The organism is Flavobacterium pectinovorum (genome assembly GCF_006438875.1).
Classification (GTDB): Bacteria; Bacteroidota; Bacteroidia; order Flavobacteriales; family Flavobacteriaceae; genus Flavobacterium; species Flavobacterium pectinovorum_A.
Genome location: NZ_RCZH01000011.1, coordinates 114,772 through 133,493, shown reverse-complemented (window position 1 = coordinate 133,493; position 18,722 = coordinate 114,772). Strand labels below are relative to the sequence as shown.

Here is an 18,722-nt window from a genome sequence, read left to right as displayed (position 1 = left end):
GTTTTACTTTTGACTAAATTTTTTACAAAGATAATTATGTGTCTATATTGTTTGCCATTAATAGATTAAGAAGTCTTTGGAATTTTATTATGATTTTATTGCGGGAACCCGTAAGGTTTTGATTTTAGGTTGTATTAGGTTTGCGTCAATAACAAATTTAACAAATCAAAATGAAAAAAATTTTATGCCTTTTTGGTGCTTTAGCTTTAATGCTAACTTCTTGTTCTAGTGACGATTCTTCAAACGATGCTGCATCTGACACATTATTGCCGAAAAAGATTGTTGAAACTAGTGTTGAAAACGGAAAATCCGGAAGTGTTACTTATACTATTACTTATGATGGAAATAAGTTAAAAGACATTGCACTTTCTACTGCTGCAAGATCTGTATATACTTATACTGGAGATCTTATCACAAAAGTTGAGTTGTATTATTCAAGTGTTTTGCAATCTACAGATGTTTATGCGTATGAAAACGGAAAACTAATTTCAAAAATTACTACTAAAGCTTTTGGTAGCACTCCTCCACAAAAATTAACTTTTGTTTATAATGCAAACGGAACGGTTAATGCAAATCAGTCTGAAATAATCGATGGGCAAGAAGTTAAATACGATACTACAACTCGTTATACTTTTGCTAATGGTAATATGATTTCTTCTGAAATTATCGATGGAGTTTTAAGAGAAAAAATAACAAGTACATTTGATGATAAGAAAAGCCCATTTGTTAATATAACAGGAGTGAAACTTTTATTAGATTTGGATGATAATTTTGACTTTTCTTCTGCGAATAATACAGTAAAAAATGTTACTCAAAGTTATGATAACGAAGGAGCTCTTGATGAAACAGCAACAGTAACGACTACAAATAAATACAATGCAAGTAATTTCCTTTCTGAGGTGTTCTCTGGAGATGCTCAAGATTCTTTTAAATTAGAGATTACTTATTAATTTTCTTTTTAGATTATTAAAAATCCCCAATCACTAATAATTGAGTTTGGGGATTTTTTTTGATTAATAAGGAGTAATTTGATATAGAACTTCCTAAGTTAATTATGGCGTAGGTTGTAAGTTATTAGTGTGTTAATTAAAAATCGGATTATTATTTGCTTTTAATACGGGATCCCGTAAGGTTTTGATTTTGTGTTGTATTAAGTTTGCTGCAACAACAAATTTAACCAATCAAAATGAAAAAAATTTTATGCCTTTTTGGTGCCTTATCAATGGTGCTAATGTCTTCTTGTTCTAGTGATGATTCATCTTCTGATGCATCTGATTCAATTTTACTTAAAAAAGTGGTTTTAACTGGAACAGACGGAAAATCAACAGTAAATTACAAATACAACGGAAATAAGCTAGTAAGTGTGATTGATGATTCTGGAGAAGTAAATATGTATTATACTTATACCGGAGATTTAATTACTAAAATAGAATTTAAATTTCCTACTGGAGAAATTGAACAAACGAATTCATTTACTTATAGTGCAGATGGAAAGTTAGCAACTTTTGTTAGAGTTGAAAAAGAGAATGATGAATTGAGAGGTTATAAAGAAGTTTATACTTATAATGCAAATGGTACAATTTCAGTGAAATCATATGGAGGAGATGATAAAACTCAAACTGAAGAGGGAGGAACATCAACAATTACATTTGTTAGTGGTGATGTAAGCGAAATTACTAGTACAAATTCACCAAATCATAAATATGTTTATGATGCAAAAAATAATGCAGCAAAAAATGTTTTAGGTTTAGATAAAATTTCTTTTGTAGATGGAGAAGGAACTGGCGTTTTTCATAACGAAGTTTCTGATACTTCAGGAGCAACTGTTTGGTCAACTTATAGTTATACTTACAATTCAGCAGGATATCCTGAAAAAAGTGTAGATAATGTCGAAGGATTAAAATATACTTCAGAATATTTTTATTAATACATAGGGGGCAAATTTGAAACTAAAAGCCAGAAGCATTTTGCTGATGGCTTTTTTTGTGAAAAACAGTCAAAATTTACACAAGCCAATCTTATGCAATTCAGAACCCAAACATCAATAATCCAATTAAGTATAATTTTGAAAGTACTCTATTTGGATTCTTGTTTTGTAGTGAAATTTTGAACTTTTTTATTCGAAACAATTTAAATTATATTTGCTGACCGAAAACAAATACCATAAACAATGAAAAACCTTTTATTACTTTTTGGCACTTTAACATTAGTGTTTACTTCTTGTTCTAGTAATGATTCATTAACAGATTCTAATACTGAAACTGCATTTAAACTAACAAAAATTGTTCATCTTACTCCCGATTATTCTGTGATGTATTTTACAGATATAAAATATGACGGAAATAAAATAGTAAGTTCAACTGATAATAATGGTTATGTGGCTAAATATACTTATACCGGTGAACTAATTACAAAAGTTGAAGAATTTCAATCATTTACAGTTCTTGAAAATATTAGAGAATACACCTATCTTAATGGGAAAATGAGTATTGAGATTCAAAGAATGCCTAATGAAACTAAGTATCTTGAAATAAAATATACACATAATACTGATGGTACTATTGCTTATGATAGAAGAGAAATTAATTCAGCATCGGGTAAAATTATTACTTCATCTGGAAAATATGCTTATAAAAATGGTAATATAATAAAGAATGAAATCATGAATAAAGGTCAAGTAGATATAGTATTTGAATATGAATACGATACAAAAAAGAATCCATTGAGTAATATTTTAGGTCTGAATTTATTATTAAATGGACCATTATCTGCATCACTTAATAATATGATTAAAATGTCTAATGCTTCTACTGCTCAACAGCGAACTTTTTTGTATTCATACTATAATAATGATTTTCCTAGTGAACAAAAGCGATTAGGAAATGGAGGAGGTTTAGAGGAAATTATAAAATATACATATTAAGTTCATTTTTTTTATTGGTGAAAATTCGTGAAATTCGTATTTAAATTAAATCACATGCAATTCAGAACCCAAATACCAATTTCTAAAACCAATAATCCAATCGATTATAATTCGAAAGTAGTATCTTTTGGTTCTTGCTTTGCAGAAAATATGGCGGAGAAATTTGATTATTTTAAATTTCAAAATACCACAAATCCGTTTGGGATTATATTTAATGCGGTTTCGATCGAGAAATTATTTAGCCGAGTTGTTAAGGAGGAATTTTATACCGAAAAAGACGTTTTCTTTTATAATGAACGTTGGCATTGTTACGAAGTACATTCGGATTTAAGCAACTCCGACAGACAGGAATTACTGGAAACGTTGAATAAAGCTATATCAGAAACCAATAAACAATTACAAGAAGCTACGCACATTATTATAACCTACGGAACTTCCTGGATTTATAGAAATCTGGAAAGCGATGAGATAGTAGCCAATTGCCATAAAGTTCCTCAAAAACAGTTTTCAAAAGAATTATTATCGGTAGATATAATTGAGAAAAGCATTCAAAACACAATCGAACTCATTCAGGTTTTAAATCCCGATATAAATTTCATTTTTACCGTTTCTCCGGTACGTCATATCAAGGATGGTTTTGCAGAAAATCAATTGAGTAAATCGCATTTATTTGCAGCAGTTCATTACAATCTGCAATCTAAAATCAACAATCTAAAATTAGAGTATTTTCCTTCTTACGAAATCATGATGGATGAACTTCGCGATTATCGCTTTTATACTGAAGATATGCTGCATCCAAACCAAGTAGCAATTGACTATATCTGGCATAAATTCAGTGAAAACTACATTGCAGAAAACAGTATTCCGACCATGCAGGAAATCGAAGAAATACAAAAAAGCCTGCGTCACCGAAGCTTCAATCCAGAATCTGAGCAACATCAGAAATTCTTAGCTAAACTGCAGCAAAAAATTAATCTTCTGGGAGAAAAATTACCACATATTAAATTTTAAAATATTTCTCCTTCTTGGCTTTGCCTTTATTTTGGATTAGTTTAAAAAAGAGTAAATTTATTCAAAGGCGAGCAGAACTATCGACTTTTGAGTCAAGAACTATTTCTCGCAGATTTAGCAGATTTTTTTGGGAATCTTTTTAGTCCTTTAGTCTGTGGCATAAAAAAAACTTTGCGACTTTGCGAGATTAAAAAAAAACGTTATCAACTAATTAAAAATAAGTGCTTACTATATTTAAAAGCGGCAATATTGGGTTTTTTTATGAAGATTTTAAAATTATTTTCTCACGCAGATTTGGCAGATTGAGCAGATAAAAAATTGCTAGACGATTTACGCAGATTTATAGCACACTAACCGGATAAATCTGCTCAATCTGCCAAATCTGCGTGAAACAAAAAAACTTTGTGACTTTGCGAGAGCTAAAAAAATCTTTGTGCCTTAGCGTCTTTGTGGCATAATAAATAATTATTTGTCCGTAAAATTTTAGAATAATTGCGCATAATTATGTAAATTGTTAAAGTTTAATTTTTTCAATTTTGTAAACTGTAGAAATACAGCTTTATAATAACGCAACTTTAATCTAACGTGTTTTATTGACGTATGAATAAGAAACCAATTCATTTTCTTAAAAAAACACTACGTGTGCTGCTTTGGTGCGTGGCTTCGGTTATTGTGCTTTTATTACTTCTGATTATTTTAATTCAGGTTCCGTCTATTCAAAATTATGTAAAGGACAAGGCGATTACGTATTTGCATGATAAAATTAAAACCAAAGTTTCCTTAGATCATATTTCGATAAAATTTCCTAAAGATGTAGTTCTTGAAGGTTTTTATTTTGAAGATCAAAAGAAAGACACTTTACTGGCAGGGAAACGTTTAGAACTCGATGTCGATTTGTTTAAATTGGTAAGCAGTGAACTAGAAATTAATTCAGTTTCATTGGAAAATGTGAAAGCTAATATTTCACGAAATAAAGAGGGCGTTTTCAACTTCGATTATATCATAAAAGCTTTCGAATCTAAAGAACCAAAAGTAGAAGATCCAAATAGTAAACCCTTTAAAATATCAGTTGTAAAGGTAAATCTCGACAATGTTAAATTTAATTTTAAGGATGATTTTTCTAAAAATGATGTCAAAGTAAAACTGACACATTTTGACACTAAATTCAAAGAATTCGATTTAGATAAAATGAATTTCGATATTCCGAATATTGATTTGAACGGATTAAAAGTAGTTTTGAATCAGGACGTTGTAGAAAAAATTGCTGAAGTTTCGGTGAAAACGGTAGATACAATTTCCAAGAGAAAAGACTTCAGTTTAAAATTAGGCAAAATCAAATTGGCAAAAATTGATATTGCTTATGATAATAAAGATTCCAAATTAGATTCCGGAATAAAACTGGGAAATTTGGATTTATCCGTCAATAAAATAGACCTGAATAATCAACTTTTGGATTTTGATACTTTCGAATTAAAAGACTTAAAAGGGAACTTACGTTTAGGAGCAAAAGACAAACAAATAAAAGCGCCAGATTTAGATTCAACAGCAATAAAACAGACAGGTTGGAAAGTGAAACTTGCCGATGTTAATTTAGAGAATATAGCTTTCAAGTTTGATGATATGCAATCAAAACCCGTTTCAAAAGGAATTGATTACAGTCACATGGATTTGTCTAAATTTAACTTTAAAGCGGAAAAACTATATTACGGAAATGATACTATTTCGGGAAATATAAAAGCGTTAACGGCAAATGATAAAAGCGGATTACAGATTCAGTCTTTAAAAACGGATTTCTTTTATGGACCGAAAAATGCATATTTGAATGATTTGTATTTGAAAACACCGCAAACACTTCTTCAAAATAAAGTAAAAGTTACCTATTCGTCCATTGCGTCACTTTCTAAAGATTTGGGAAACCTTTCTTTAGACGCTAATCTAAAGCAATCAAAAATTGGGTTTAAAGACATTTTGCTTTTTGCTCCCGATTTACAAAAAACAAATCCGTTTAAGAGTAATCCAAATGCAATTTTGTATTTGAATACACGCCTGAGCGGAAAAGTAAAAGACCTGAATATTCCGCAATTTGAAATGAGTGGAATAGGAACGACAAAAGTTGCCCTGTCGGGGAAAATAAAAGGTTTGCCGGATGCTCAAAAAGCCTATTATGATTTAGATATTCAAAAACTTTCCAGTACCTCTAAAGATATTTATTCGTTTGTGCCAGCCGGAACAATTCCGAAAAACATTCAATTACCATCACAACTTAATTTACGTGGAAAATTTAAAGGTTCAGTTCAGAATTTCAAAACCAATTTAGCTTTAAACAGCAGTTTTGGAAATGCAAAAATCGATGCTTTGTTTGATCAGCGTGTTAAGAAAAGAGAGAAATACGATGCTACGGTTTATTTATTGGATTTTGATTTAGGAAGATTAATCAAAAACGATTCGATCGGAAAAATTACGCTTAAAGCGAAAGTAAAAGGCAAAGGTTTAGACCCAAAAACGGCTCAGGCAGAATTTGACGGTTTGGTTCAGAAAGCGGTTTTTAATAAATATACCTACAAAGATTTGGCTTTAAAAGGAAATATAGAAAACGGATCTTTCGCGGTAAAATCAGGAATGAAAGACCCAAATCTAAATTTTAATCTTGTCGCAAGCGGAAACACAAAAGACAAATATCCAACGATTCAATTAAAATTAAACCTTGATATTGCCGATTTAGAAAAACTAAATCTTCATGCCGGACCAATGAAATTACGCGGAAATGTAGATGCAGATATTGCTAATAGTAATCCTGATTTTCTGAACGGAAAAGTGTTTCTTTCAAACATTCAGATTTTACAGGAAGCTGAACCAATTGTTTTAGATTCGGTTCGGGTAATTGCTTTTGCAGATAATAACCGAAATAATATCAAAATTTCCTCTCAGTTTTTAAAAGCTGAAGTTGACGGAAAATACAAACTGACCACATTAGCGGCAGCGATAAAAAAATCGTTGTCAAAATATATTGATCTAAAAAATCCGAAAGCAAACGGTGAATCAGACGAACAGCGATTGGCCTTTACGTTAACAGTTGATAACGATCCAATTCTCTTCAAATTGGTTCCGAAATTGACAGGTTTAGAACCCATTAAAATCACAGGAAAATACAATAACGTAACGGATTCTTTGGAAATAAAAGGAACGATTCCGAGAATTGTTTACGCAGAGAATACAATCGCCGACGGGAAAATAAATATCGAAGCAAAGGAAAATGCTTTAGAATATCAAATTTCTGTCGCAACGATAGAAAGTGGTTCTTTAAAAATTCCGTTTACGAGTTTATCAGGAAAAGTCGAAAACAATATTTTGACTTATGCACTTGAAGTGAAAGATGCCAAAGACAAACAGCAGTATTTTATTGCGGGAGAATTTAAAACAGAAGATTCTAAAAACATTTTCAAAATTGATGCAGAAAATTTCGTTTTAAATTATGATAAATGGAATGTCGATCCGGAAAATGCAATTGAATTTGGAGGTAAAAGATTGTACATTAATAAATTCTTTTTAGAAAATTCAGGTAACGAACTTAAAATTCAATCACAAGGAAATCAGGATAATGCACCATTGCACGTTGATTTTGTAAACTTCAAGATTGAGACTATTATGAACATAGTCAAAAAAGATCAACTATTAATGCAAGGTTTGATTAATGGAAATGCGGTAGTTGAAAATGTAATGACAAAACCAACTTTTACATCAGACATAAAAATAGACAAATTTGCATTTAAAGGTGAACCAGTTGGAGATATTGCCATAAAAGTCGATAATAAAACCGATAATTTATTGGCAGCAAATGTTACGCTAAGCGGAGAAGAAAATGACGTAAACCTGACCGGAAATTATAAAATTGACGATGGAAATCTTGATTTTAATCTCGATTTAAATAAGTTGAATATCAAAAGTATTCAGGGTTTCAGCATGGGAAATCTTACCGAAGGAACAGGATATTTAACAGGGAATTTTAAAATTACAGGAACTTCTGCCGCGCCAAAAGTAAACGGAGAATTGGATTTTAAAAATACAGGTTTCAGAGTAACCAAATTCAATTCTTATTTTAAAACCCAAGAAGAAAAAATAACACTTCAAAACGATGTAATTACATTTGATAGTTTCACTTTTCATGATGAAAATGACAATGAATTAACGATCAACGGAACAATTAAATCTGCAGATTATACCAATTTTGATTTTGGATTGACTGTTGTTGCAGACGATTTTAGAGCGATACATTCTAAAGAAAAGGACAATGATTTGTTTTATGGAGATTTGATTTTAGATACTAAATTAAATATCAAAGGAACTCTTGCAAATCCAGTTATTGGCGGAAATATCAAAATAAATAAGGATACTAAATTTACCGTTGTTTTGCCTCAGTCAGATCCTTCGATTGCAGACAGGGAAGGAATTGTAGAGTTTGTCGATGAAGATAATCAGTATTTAAAACAAACTGCTGCAATGGAGCAAAAGCTGAATCAATCGCAGTTAATTGGTATGGATGTTAGCGTTGCTATTTCGATCGACAAAGAGGCCGAACTTACTTTGGTGATCGACAAAGGAAACGGCGATTATTTAAATCTAAAAGGAGAAGCCGAACTTACAGGTGGAATTGATCCGTCCGGAAAAACAACACTGACAGGTAAATATGAATTCTCAGATGGTGCATACGAGATGAATTTTAATATGATCCGACGAAAATTTAATATTCAAAAAGGAAGTTCTATTACCTGGAATGGCGAGCCAACAATGGCGACTTTGAATATTACAGCAATTTATAATGTTGAAGCAGCGCCAATAGATTTACTTGGAAATCAATTGCCAACAGATAATCCTACAGTTAGAAATACCTATAAACAGAAAATTCCGTTTCAAACTTTATTGAAAATGAATGGGGAATTGCTCAAACCTGAAATTACTTTTGATATTGTACTTCCGGACGGAAATTATGATGTTTCGACAGATGTTGTGTCTCTTACGCAAACGAAATTGCAACAATTACGACAAGAACCAGCCGAATTAAACAAGCAAGTTTTTGCTCTTTTATTATTGAATAGATTTATTGGTGAAAATCCGTTTGCGAGTGAAAGTGGCGGCACAAGTGCAGAATCTCTTGCAAGACAAAGTGTTAGCAAGATATTGTCACAGCAATTAAATGACCTTGCCGGAGAATTAATTTCCGGAGTTCAATTAGAATTTGATTTGGAGTCTACAGATGATTATACTACAGGAACCAGAGAAAACAGAACGGATCTGAATGTTGGAGTTTCGAAAAAACTATTGGATGATCGATTAAAAGTTACCGTAGGAAGCAGTTTTGCGGTCGAAGGTCAGGAACGCGCCAACGAACAAAGTACCAACATTGCAGGCGATGTAGCGTTGGATTATCAGCTTACAAAAGACGGTCGATATATGGTTCGTGCGTATCGAAAAAATGAATATCAGGTTGCGGTCGAAGGACAAGTTGTGGAAACTGGTGTTGCGTTTATTATCACGATGAGTTACAATAAATTCCGAGAGCTTTTTCATCGCACTGCGGCAGAGAAAGAAATGATTAAGGAAGAAAAAATACGCAAGGAAAAAGCAAAAAAGAAAGAGAAGGAAGACAAGGAAAAAGAAGAAAATCAAATTGAAGGAAATGAGCAAAAAACATAGCAATATAAAAACGGAATACATCAGATATTTTATTGCGCTATCCTTATTTTTTGTTTTTGGATGCAGCAATACAAAGTATTTACCTGATGGAGAATTATTGTACACAGGAGGTTCTGTGACTGTAAAAGATTCTATTATAAAAAAGAAAGCACGAAAAGAACTGGAGACCGAACTTGAAGGTTTATTGCGTCCAAAACCTAATAAACAATTTCTGGGTTTACGTCCTAAGCTATGGATTTATAATATTGCAGGCGTACCGAAAAAAGATAAGGGAATTCGATATTGGTTGCGAAATAAAGTAGGTGAACCGCCAGTGCTTTTTAGCAAAGTCGATTTAGATTATAATGCATCAGTTCTCCGAAATTTCACTGAAAACCGTGGTTATTTTAAAACCCGCGTAAGTGCCGATTCTACAGTGAATAACAAAAGAGTAACCGCAGAATATACAGTTGTACCCAAAAAACAATATATCATCAAAAGTGTGACTTTTCCGGATGATTCACTGGCAATGTCAAGATTAATTGCAAGATCAAGCCGAAGAAGTTTATTGAAAGTTGGTAAACCATATGATCTTGATATTATTAAATCCGAACGCGAACGTATAGACGCAAGACTTAAAGAAAAAGGGTATTATTACTTTAATCCTGATTATATTTTGGCTCAGGTAGATAGCAGCAAAGGCGATCATGAAGTAAAAATCAGATTGGTGATAAAAGCCGATACACCTGCAAAAGCGCTTACATCTTATAAGATTAATAAAATTATAGTATATCCGAATTTTGTAATTTCTAAAGACAGCGTTAAGTATAAACCTGAAGATGTTGTTCAGTACAAAGATTTTACAATTATTGATACTGCAGATACTTTTAAACCGAGAGTTTTTGATAGGGCAATCTATTTCAAAAAAGGAGATTTGTACAATAGAAAAGATCATAATCTAACACTGAATCGTTTTGTGAATTTGGGAACTTTTAGCTTTGTAAAAAACGAATTTAAACTTTCGGATAGTTTACCAAATACTTTAGATTCCTATTATTATCTAACGCTTTTGCCAAAGAAATTTATTCGCGTTGAGGTTTTAGGAAAAACAAATTCGGCTAGTTATACCGGTACAGAAGTGAATGTAAACTGGAATAATAGAAACTTATTTCGAGGAGCAGAGTTGCTTACGGTTTCTGTTTTTGGCGGTGCCGATTTTCAGCTTTCGGGAGATAATAACGGAAAAAACATCTATAAACTTGGAACAGAAACGAGTTTGACCTGGCCAAGATTTATTGTTCCGTTTTTTCATGTTGATGGTTCAAGCGAATTTGTTCCAAGGACAAAAGCGACTTTGCGATATGAATATCAAAACAGAACACAATTGTATGCTTTAAATTCTTTTAAAACATCTTTTGGATATCAATGGAAAGAAAATATTCGAAAAGAACATCAGTTAAACATTATTGATGTTACTTATGTAAGTCCGAATCATGTTACGGAGGAATATTTGGCAGATATTGATGAGGATGCATCGTTAGGAAAAGTAATCGAGAAGCAATTGATTTTTGGTCCAACTTATACGTATACGTACACCAATACAATGCAGAAGCGTAAAAAGAATACGTTTTATTTTAGCGGAGATTTGGATTTGGCAGGAAACATTACAGGTTTAGTATCTGGAGCAAATGTGAAAGAAGGAAATCAGAAGAATATTTTTGATGTTCCGTTTAGCCAATATGTAAAAATGAGAGGCGATTTCCGACATTATTTAAAACTAGGAAAAGAAAGCGAATTAGCAAGCAGAATCATTGTTGGAGTCGGAATCCCGTACGGAAATTCAAGTGCTTTGCCAACATCCAAACAATTTGTGGTGGGAGGAACCAATAGTATTCGTGCTTTTAGAGCCAGATCTCTTGGACCGGGAAGTTACCTCAATGTAGCAACAACAAATAATTATTTACCGGATCAATCAGGAGATTTAAAACTGGAATTTAGTACAGAATATAGAGCGAAACTTTTTAGTATTGTTCGCGGCGCATTATTTATAGATGCAGGAAATGTTTGGCTTTTAAATGCTGATCCTGATAAACCAGGCGGAGAAATTACCAAAGATTTCATGAAAGAGATTGCCGTTGGAGCGGGAGCAGGATTACGTTTTGATTTGTCTTTCCTGATTTTAAGAACAGATTTAGCATTTCCGCTTAGAAAACCTTATTTGCCAGAAGGAGAGAGATGGGTAATTAAAGATATTGATTTTGGAAGTGGCCCATGGCGAAAAGACAATCTGATATTGAATATCGCAATTGGATATCCATTTTAGGTTTTTTCGCCACGAATTATCTTTTTTTTTCGCCACGAATTCCACGAATTTACACTAATACATACTTTGCGCATAATATTCAATTTCACAAATTTTTAATTCGAAAAATTCGAATTATAGATTGCTATCATTAGTGTAAATTCGTGAAATTCGTGGCAGAAAACCTCACCCAGATAGAGCGCTTTTTGAAAAAAAGAAGTAAATTGGTCTAATAAAATAATGGAATGCAAAATTTAATAAAAAGGATTATAGTTTTAGGTTCGGTTGTGCTTTTGATCGTTTTGGCTTTCAAATATTGTCAGTTCAAAAAAGAAGATGATTCTACCATCGATTATAACACCAATTTGATTCAGCAACAAATCCTGAATGTGGGTAAATTGGTTGTCACCGAAGGTCATTTTTCAGAAGTGATCACCTATAAAAATCAGCAGAAATATTTGATGGATATGGTTTCTTTCGAAAAGAAAGCACTTGTTGTTGTGAATGCAAATGTTACGGTAGCCTACGATTTGCATAAAATGAAATATGATATCGACGAAAAAAACAAAACCATCACAATATTAAATATCCCAAAAGAAGAAATCACGATCAATCCTGATATTCAGTTTTATGATGTCGAACAAAGTAAACTGAATCCGTTTACAGGAGACGATTACAATAAAATCAATAAATCTGTAAAAGCCAATCTGGCAAAGAAAATCGAAAATTCGACTTTAAAAACCAACGCTCAAAACAGATTAATAAGCGAATTGTCTAAAATCCTAATCCTGACCAATTCAATGGGTTGGAAATTACAATATAACGGAAAAACAATCGAATCTGAAAAAGAGCTAAATCAGGATTTGAAATTGTAAAGGAGAGGTTCAAAGGTTCATAGCGACAAAGGTTCATAGGTTTTTTCCAATCTTGTCAATTTCGACGGAGGAGAAATCGCACTAGAAACTCCGCACAGAAAGTCGTCAATCTTTATCGAGCTTCTTGCGGAGATTTCTCGTTTCTCGAAATGACAAACAGTACGGTTAATCCTTACTTTAATAAAACTTTGCGCCAAATAAAATCTGCTCAATCTGCCAAATCTGCGAGAAAAAATTTAAGACTATCAAAAAATCTTCGTGCCTTAGCGCCTTCGTGGCAAAACCATTAAACCGCTTCTTTATCAAAAATCAAATCCAATCCGCCAGCAATTAAATGCGCTACTTCCGGACGTTTAATTTTCAATTGATCCAGATGAACCAAGACTTCCTGTAAAAGCTGTTCTTCATTAGAATTTTTCAAAAGCTCTGCAATTTCAACCGAGAGCAACCAATCATTAGAATGATTTTCTTTTACTTTTTGAAAAACAGATTTTAGTTCTGCTTTAGAATCTTTATTTTCTCTAATCAAGCGAACCGTTTGATAAAGAACCTCCAAATCATCACGTTCGTCAGAATGTTTAGCTTTAATAGTAGTAGTTTTTGGAACAGAATTAATCAAATCGAAACTATTCACATCGGCTGGACCGGAAAAAGCAGAAACTACTTTTTTACCAATTGCCATATCATAATTTCCCCAGTCAGGCTGAAACAAAATCGTTTCACCGTGAGTTACGGTACAATTTCTAAAACTGATCAGGATAATTTCGCCGTGCAGGTTTCTTGAACCTGTAATGATTTCGCCTTCAACAATAATATTGCCTTCAAACTCTAGTTTTACGGTTTCGTTTTCAACGATAGAATACGCTTGTAAATCCTTCGGACTCATGTCTTCAATCGCTAAATTAAAGCCTTTCAGTTTCCCAATCGGACTTCCAAATCCGTGTGGATGTGTTAAAGTTCCGTGTCCAACCAATTCTTTTTCGCGATAAGATAAAGCCGTTTTTCCGGTGGTCTGAATGTAAATGGGCTTTCCTTCATCTTCAATTACATTGGTGAAAACTCCCGAGATTTGCAAACCTGTACTCAATTCAATAGTTCCTAAAGCATTTGAATGAATCAGCTTCTGAATCCCCGAAAGTCCTCCGGTTCGTAAAGCCATTTTATTAGCAAATTCTTCGAGAATCAAACTTAAATAAGAGAAATTTGGCGTTACATAAAGTTGAGGTTGCAACTGCGTAATATCAAAATTTTGATTTGCAGCCGAGATATCATAAGGGATTTTCTTTACATTATCCGTCATACACCAGGCACTTTCCCCGATAGAAGAAAGCAATCCGGCACCATATATTTTTGGGTTTTCGACAGTTCCAATCAAACCATATTCAACAGTCCACCAATGCAGATTTCGAATTTGAGCCATTTCAGACAATTCGCCCATATTATTCTGCAAATCGGCGACCGCTTTTTCAGCTTCGTCTATTTTATCTTGCGGAGTATCTTCGGCTTCTTTCAAAATCGAAAGCAATCGAATCGCTTCATACATCTGATAATCTTTGTGTGATGAAATCGCTTTACAGCCAATTTCTCCAAAACGACGTAAATATTCAGCATATTCAGGATTCGCAATAATAGGAGCGTGACCGGCACCTTCGTGAATAATATCCGGCGCAGGCGTATATTCAATATGTTCTAATTGACGAATATCTGACGCAATTACCAAAACGTTATAAGCCTGAAATTCCATAAAAGCATTTGGCGGAATAAATCCATCGACGGCAACGGCAGCCCAGCCAATTTCAGTCAGAATTCGATTCATTCCGTACATACTCGGAATAGAATCAACTTCGATTCCGGTTTTTTTCAAACCATCCAAATAGGAGTGATGTGCAACTTTCGATAAATAATCTACATTTTTACGCATTACGTAGCGCCAAACAGCCTGATTAATCGGCGTATAATCGCTATAATCCTGCGGTTTAATAAATTGCTTTAAATGTTTAGGCAATCGCTCTAATAACGGGTTTGTTTCAATACTTGCATTCATTTCGAAAACGTTGTAGATTAGAATGTAAAATTACGAATTTAAGACGCTATTTTTTGCTATTCATCACAATTTTTTTGTGTGAAATGATTTTCTATTGCAGTTTCGTTAGATATTTGCTTGTTATTTATTTTGGTTTTTAGGAGCTATTTCCTGCTGTCCGCTGTATCTTTTTATTTTTAAAGGAAAAATAAAAAGGATGCCGCTTCCATCAGGGCTATGGCTTCAGTTTTCAAAAGAACTATTTATTTAAAGAAACAAAAGGATTTCTTTAATTACAATTAACCTGTTGGTGTAATTAATCAAATTATGAGTTTCATTATTTGTATTAAGATAAATATGTATGTATTTATTGATTCTTTAAATTAAAGCTCCAGAGGAGCAATATGTTTATAGTTATGTAATACAAAACCCAAAAATAAGCCCCAGCGGGGCGATATTAGCATTTTTTATTGGTAGCTAAAATCCCACCCCGATGGTGTTCTGTTGTGTATTTTGTTGTATTCCTCGGCGACTCCAATGTTTGCAGTTATTTTTTTTAGCCACAAATTGCACAAATTTCCACAAACTAATTCGTGCTGATTCGTGACCCGAGCGATAGCGAACAGGCGAAGCAAATTCGTGGCTGATAAATTTTCTGTTACTGATTTTCCGGATTTCTAAAATACTCAATTTTATGATTGAACATAAAAGCCATATTTGTCGCACGCATTTTAGCCTCTTCGGTAATTGTTCCTGAAAATTGCTTATCAATTGTAGTATTAAAGATCTGAATCCAACGATCAAAATGCGTTTTATCTACCGGCAATTGTTTGTGTGGAGGAAAAGGACTTCCTGAATACGCACGAACATCAAACAAAATAGTCTGCCAAAAGCCATACATTTTTTCTAAATGTTCTGACCATCGATCTTGCAGTTTATCATTAAAAATTGGACCCAGAAGATCATCCTTTCTAACATTATCATAAAAAGTATTGACCATTAGTTTTATATCCTCGAGGTTCGAAATATCTTTAAGAGTTGCCATGTTTTAAGCTGTAAAGTGAATTACAAAAATACAATATATGATGGTGCATGTTTTCTGATATTTATCATTTTAAGATTATTTTATCTAAAGTGAATTAATCGGAAAATATTCTTGTTTTATAGTAAATTTTGATAGCTATTCCGCCAAATTTTGGTGAGTTTTATATTCTTACAAAATTTAAGTAAGAAATTGATTGTTTTTTATTTTTAAAATATTAAAAATCAAATAGTTGAAAAATAAATAGATAAGTTTTTGTTAAGGAAAATTTTCATTTTGATGTGTATTTGTAAAGTTGAATAATTGTCATTTTAATTAAATTTAACATAATATTGATCTGTATTAATAAAATTAATCTTAAAAAATGAGAAAAATTAAATTATCAAAAAACTAAAAAACTATGCACAAAACTACCCAAAAACCTAAAAACGGAATAAAAGCTGTGATAATGATAAACGTCATTATAATGCTTTTGTTTATTACTAAAGTAAATGCTCAAACGGTTACGCCGTGGATAACCTCAGGAGATCAAACGAAATTACTGCAACAACAAGGCACTGTGAGCTTTGGAGCCAATTCAGGATCTAATCCTTCGACTGTAACAGTCAATGCAGGAACAACTTACCAAACCATGGACGGATTTGGTTATACACTTACAGAAGGAAGTTGCGAGGTAATAAGCGGAATGGCTGCAACGCAACAAAATCAATTACTAAACGATTTGTATAATCCTACTACAGGTTTGAACGCAAATGTGATTCGTATTAGTATCGGAGCTTCAGATTTAAGCAGTTCTTCTTATAGTTATAATGAAACTTCGGGAGACGTTAATATGAATAATTTTAGTTTGAACGGACCAGATTTAACCTATTTAATTCCAATACTTAAGAAGATAAAATTAATAAATCCGAACATAAAAATACTAGCAACGCCTTGGTCGCCGCCACGTTGGATGAAAACCAATAATTCCTGGTTTGGCGGAAATTTGCAAACACAGTATTATGCAGCTTATGCCAAATATTTTGTAAAGTACTTTGATGCTATGACAGCGCAGGGACTTTCGATTTGGGGAATCACGCCGCAAAACGAACCTGAGAATCCAAATAATGAACCAAGTATGTTGATGAATTCAACAGAACAAAAAAACTTTATCAATCAACAATTAGGTCCTCAAATGGCGGCAGCCGGATATGGCGGAATAAAAATTATCGCTTTTGATCATAATTGCGATAATACTGCTTATCCCATCGATGTTTTAAACAACAGCAGCTATGTTGATGGAGCAGCATTTCACTTGTATTTAGGAAATATTTCAGCGATGTCAACAGTAAAAAATGCAACCAATAAAAATGTCTATTTTACGGAACAATTCACGGGTTCCGGAGGAAGTTTTAGCGGCGATTTTGGCTGGCACATGCAAAATGTAGTGATTGGAAGTACCACTAACTGGGCAAAAACAGTTCTGGAATGGAATGCGGCTAATAATTCAAGTCTTGGACCACATACTCCTGGAGGATGTACAACTTGTTTAGGTGCAGTTACAGTTAATAATAGTACAAGTTATACTAAAAATGTAGCGTATTATATTATTGGACAAATTTCGAAATTTGTAAAAGCCGGTGCTTTAAGAATTGCCTCATCAAGTTCAAACGGAAGTATTCTTTCCGTCGGATTCAAAAATCCTGATGGGTCAATTGCACTTGTAATTTACAATTCAGGATCAGCAAATACCATTAGAGTTGTTTCGGGATCATCAGCATTTGATTATGCGGTTCCGGCTGCATCGGCAGTAACATTTAATTGGGGAGCAAGCGCTCCGGTTGCAGTAACAAGCGTAAGTTTGAACCCAACCTCAGCTTCAATTTCAGCTGGATCAACAACACAATTAACAGCGACAGTTAATCCAAGCAATGCAACTAATAAAAATGTAAATTGGAGTTCAAGTAATTCTAGTGTAGCATCTGTAAATGCAAGCGGATTAGTTACAGGAGTTTCGCAAGGAACAGCAACAATAACTGTAACAACTGTCGATGGTTCAAAAACAGCAACAAGTGCTATAACAGTTACAGCGTCGACGTCAACTTATCCCGGATACTACAATATCATTTCAAGAAACAGTAATAAAGGACTTGATGTAGCTGATAATTCGACTACAAGCGGAGGTCGTATTCAGCAGTATGATATTACCAGTGGCGGAGGAAGTAATCAACGTTGGAAATTTGTTTCTGACGGAGGTGGAAATTTTTATATCATTGTGAAATCAACCGGAATGTATTTGGCGCCTGAAAATAATGGGACCGGAGACGGATTAAAAGTACAGCAAAAAACATTCTCAGCTTCAAATGAATTTAAGTGGACGGTTACCAGTCTTGGTGGAGGTTACTATAAAATCATTAATGTAGGCAGCGGAAAATCTCTGGATGTTGAAAATGTTTCTACAGCAAATGGAGCCAATATTCAGGTTTGGGCTTATACAAGCGGATTAAATCAGCAATGGCAATTGGTGCAAGTTGAAACTTCAACCGGTAAAAAAGCTGCAATAACGGAACCTAATACAACATCTGATTTTTCTCTTTATATTAATTCGACTAATGATTATTTAAAAATCAATACGCCAAATTCTGGCTCAGGTCAAGTTGAAGTTTATTCGGTTGGTGGTCAAAGTGTCTTAAAAAGAACCGTTAATTTTGAAAATGGAAGCGAAACAGAAGTTGAAATTTCGAAATTACCAAAGGGACTTTATATCGTGAGAGTTACTGACATTAAAGGTTCTTATTCTAAAAAAGTTTTAAAACAATAATTTCAAATCCAGAATTCAATTAGTAATTTTATATTTGAATTTAAAGGCTGTCTGATTCTGATATCAGACAGCCTTT

Annotated in this window: 10 protein-coding genes; 8 read left to right on the top strand and 2 right to left on the bottom strand. The window is 33.1% G+C overall.

The window, feature by feature from the left end; translation table 11 throughout:
- The first annotated feature begins 170 nt into the window (after positions 1 to 170).
- The 7 genes from EAH81_RS16895 to EAH81_RS16865 all read left to right on the top strand — a co-directional run bounded on the left by EAH81_RS16895 (position 171) and on the right by EAH81_RS16865 (position 12,781).
- Positions 171 to 950: a hypothetical protein gene (locus EAH81_RS16895; protein WP_140509250.1), complete on the top strand. Its 780-nt coding sequence runs from the start codon at positions 171 to 173 to the stop codon at positions 948 to 950.
- Positions 951 to 1,186: 236 nt separating this feature from the next.
- Positions 1,187 to 1,927, top strand: a complete 741-nt coding sequence (locus tag EAH81_RS16890; protein ID WP_140509247.1) for a hypothetical protein — start codon at positions 1,187 to 1,189, stop codon at positions 1,925 to 1,927.
- Positions 1,928 to 2,170: 243 nt separating this feature from the next.
- Complete coding sequence (locus tag EAH81_RS16885) at positions 2,171 to 2,923, top strand: hypothetical protein (protein WP_140509245.1); 753 nt, start codon at positions 2,171 to 2,173, stop codon at positions 2,921 to 2,923.
- Positions 2,924 to 2,977: 54 nt separating this feature from the next.
- Positions 2,978 to 3,934 (top strand): GSCFA domain-containing protein, encoded by a 957-nt coding sequence (locus EAH81_RS16880; protein ID WP_140509243.1) that lies wholly within the window; start codon positions 2,978 to 2,980, stop codon positions 3,932 to 3,934.
- A 600-nt stretch (positions 3,935 to 4,534) separates the two neighbouring features.
- A complete protein-coding gene (locus tag EAH81_RS16875) occupies positions 4,535 to 9,625 on the top strand; it encodes a translocation/assembly module TamB (RefSeq protein ID WP_140509241.1) in 5,091 nt (1,696 codons plus the stop codon).
- On the top strand, positions 9,609 to 11,927 hold the full coding sequence (locus tag EAH81_RS16870) for a BamA/TamA family outer membrane protein (RefSeq protein WP_140509238.1): 2,319 nt from the start codon (positions 9,609 to 9,611) through the stop codon (positions 11,925 to 11,927). The genes EAH81_RS16875 and EAH81_RS16870 overlap by 17 nt, the downstream gene beginning before the upstream one ends.
- Before the next feature lie 224 nt (positions 11,928 to 12,151).
- Complete coding sequence (locus EAH81_RS16865) at positions 12,152 to 12,781, top strand: DUF4230 domain-containing protein (protein ID WP_140509236.1); 630 nt, start codon at positions 12,152 to 12,154, stop codon at positions 12,779 to 12,781.
- Positions 12,782 to 13,067: 286 nt separating this feature from the next.
- On the opposite strand, the gene EAH81_RS16860 is transcribed toward EAH81_RS16865, so the two are convergent.
- Together EAH81_RS16860 and EAH81_RS16855 are read right to left on the bottom strand one after the other, a co-directional pair.
- Positions 13,068 to 14,825: an aromatic amino acid hydroxylase gene (locus tag EAH81_RS16860; protein ID WP_140509233.1), complete on the bottom strand. Its 1,758-nt coding sequence runs from the start codon at positions 14,823 to 14,825 to the stop codon at positions 13,068 to 13,070.
- A 637-nt stretch (positions 14,826 to 15,462) separates the two neighbouring features.
- The gene (locus tag EAH81_RS16855) at positions 15,463 to 15,849 is read right to left on the bottom strand and encodes a group III truncated hemoglobin (protein ID WP_140509231.1); all 387 of its coding nucleotides are present in this window, start codon (positions 15,847 to 15,849) and stop codon (positions 15,463 to 15,465) included.
- Between the two features lie 397 nt (positions 15,850 to 16,246).
- Between EAH81_RS16855 and EAH81_RS16850 the strand changes: the two genes are divergently transcribed.
- On the top strand, positions 16,247 to 18,646 hold the full coding sequence (locus tag EAH81_RS16850) for an RICIN domain-containing protein (protein WP_140509229.1): 2,400 nt from the start codon (positions 16,247 to 16,249) through the stop codon (positions 18,644 to 18,646).
- Positions 18,647 to 18,722 lie beyond the last annotated feature (76 nt).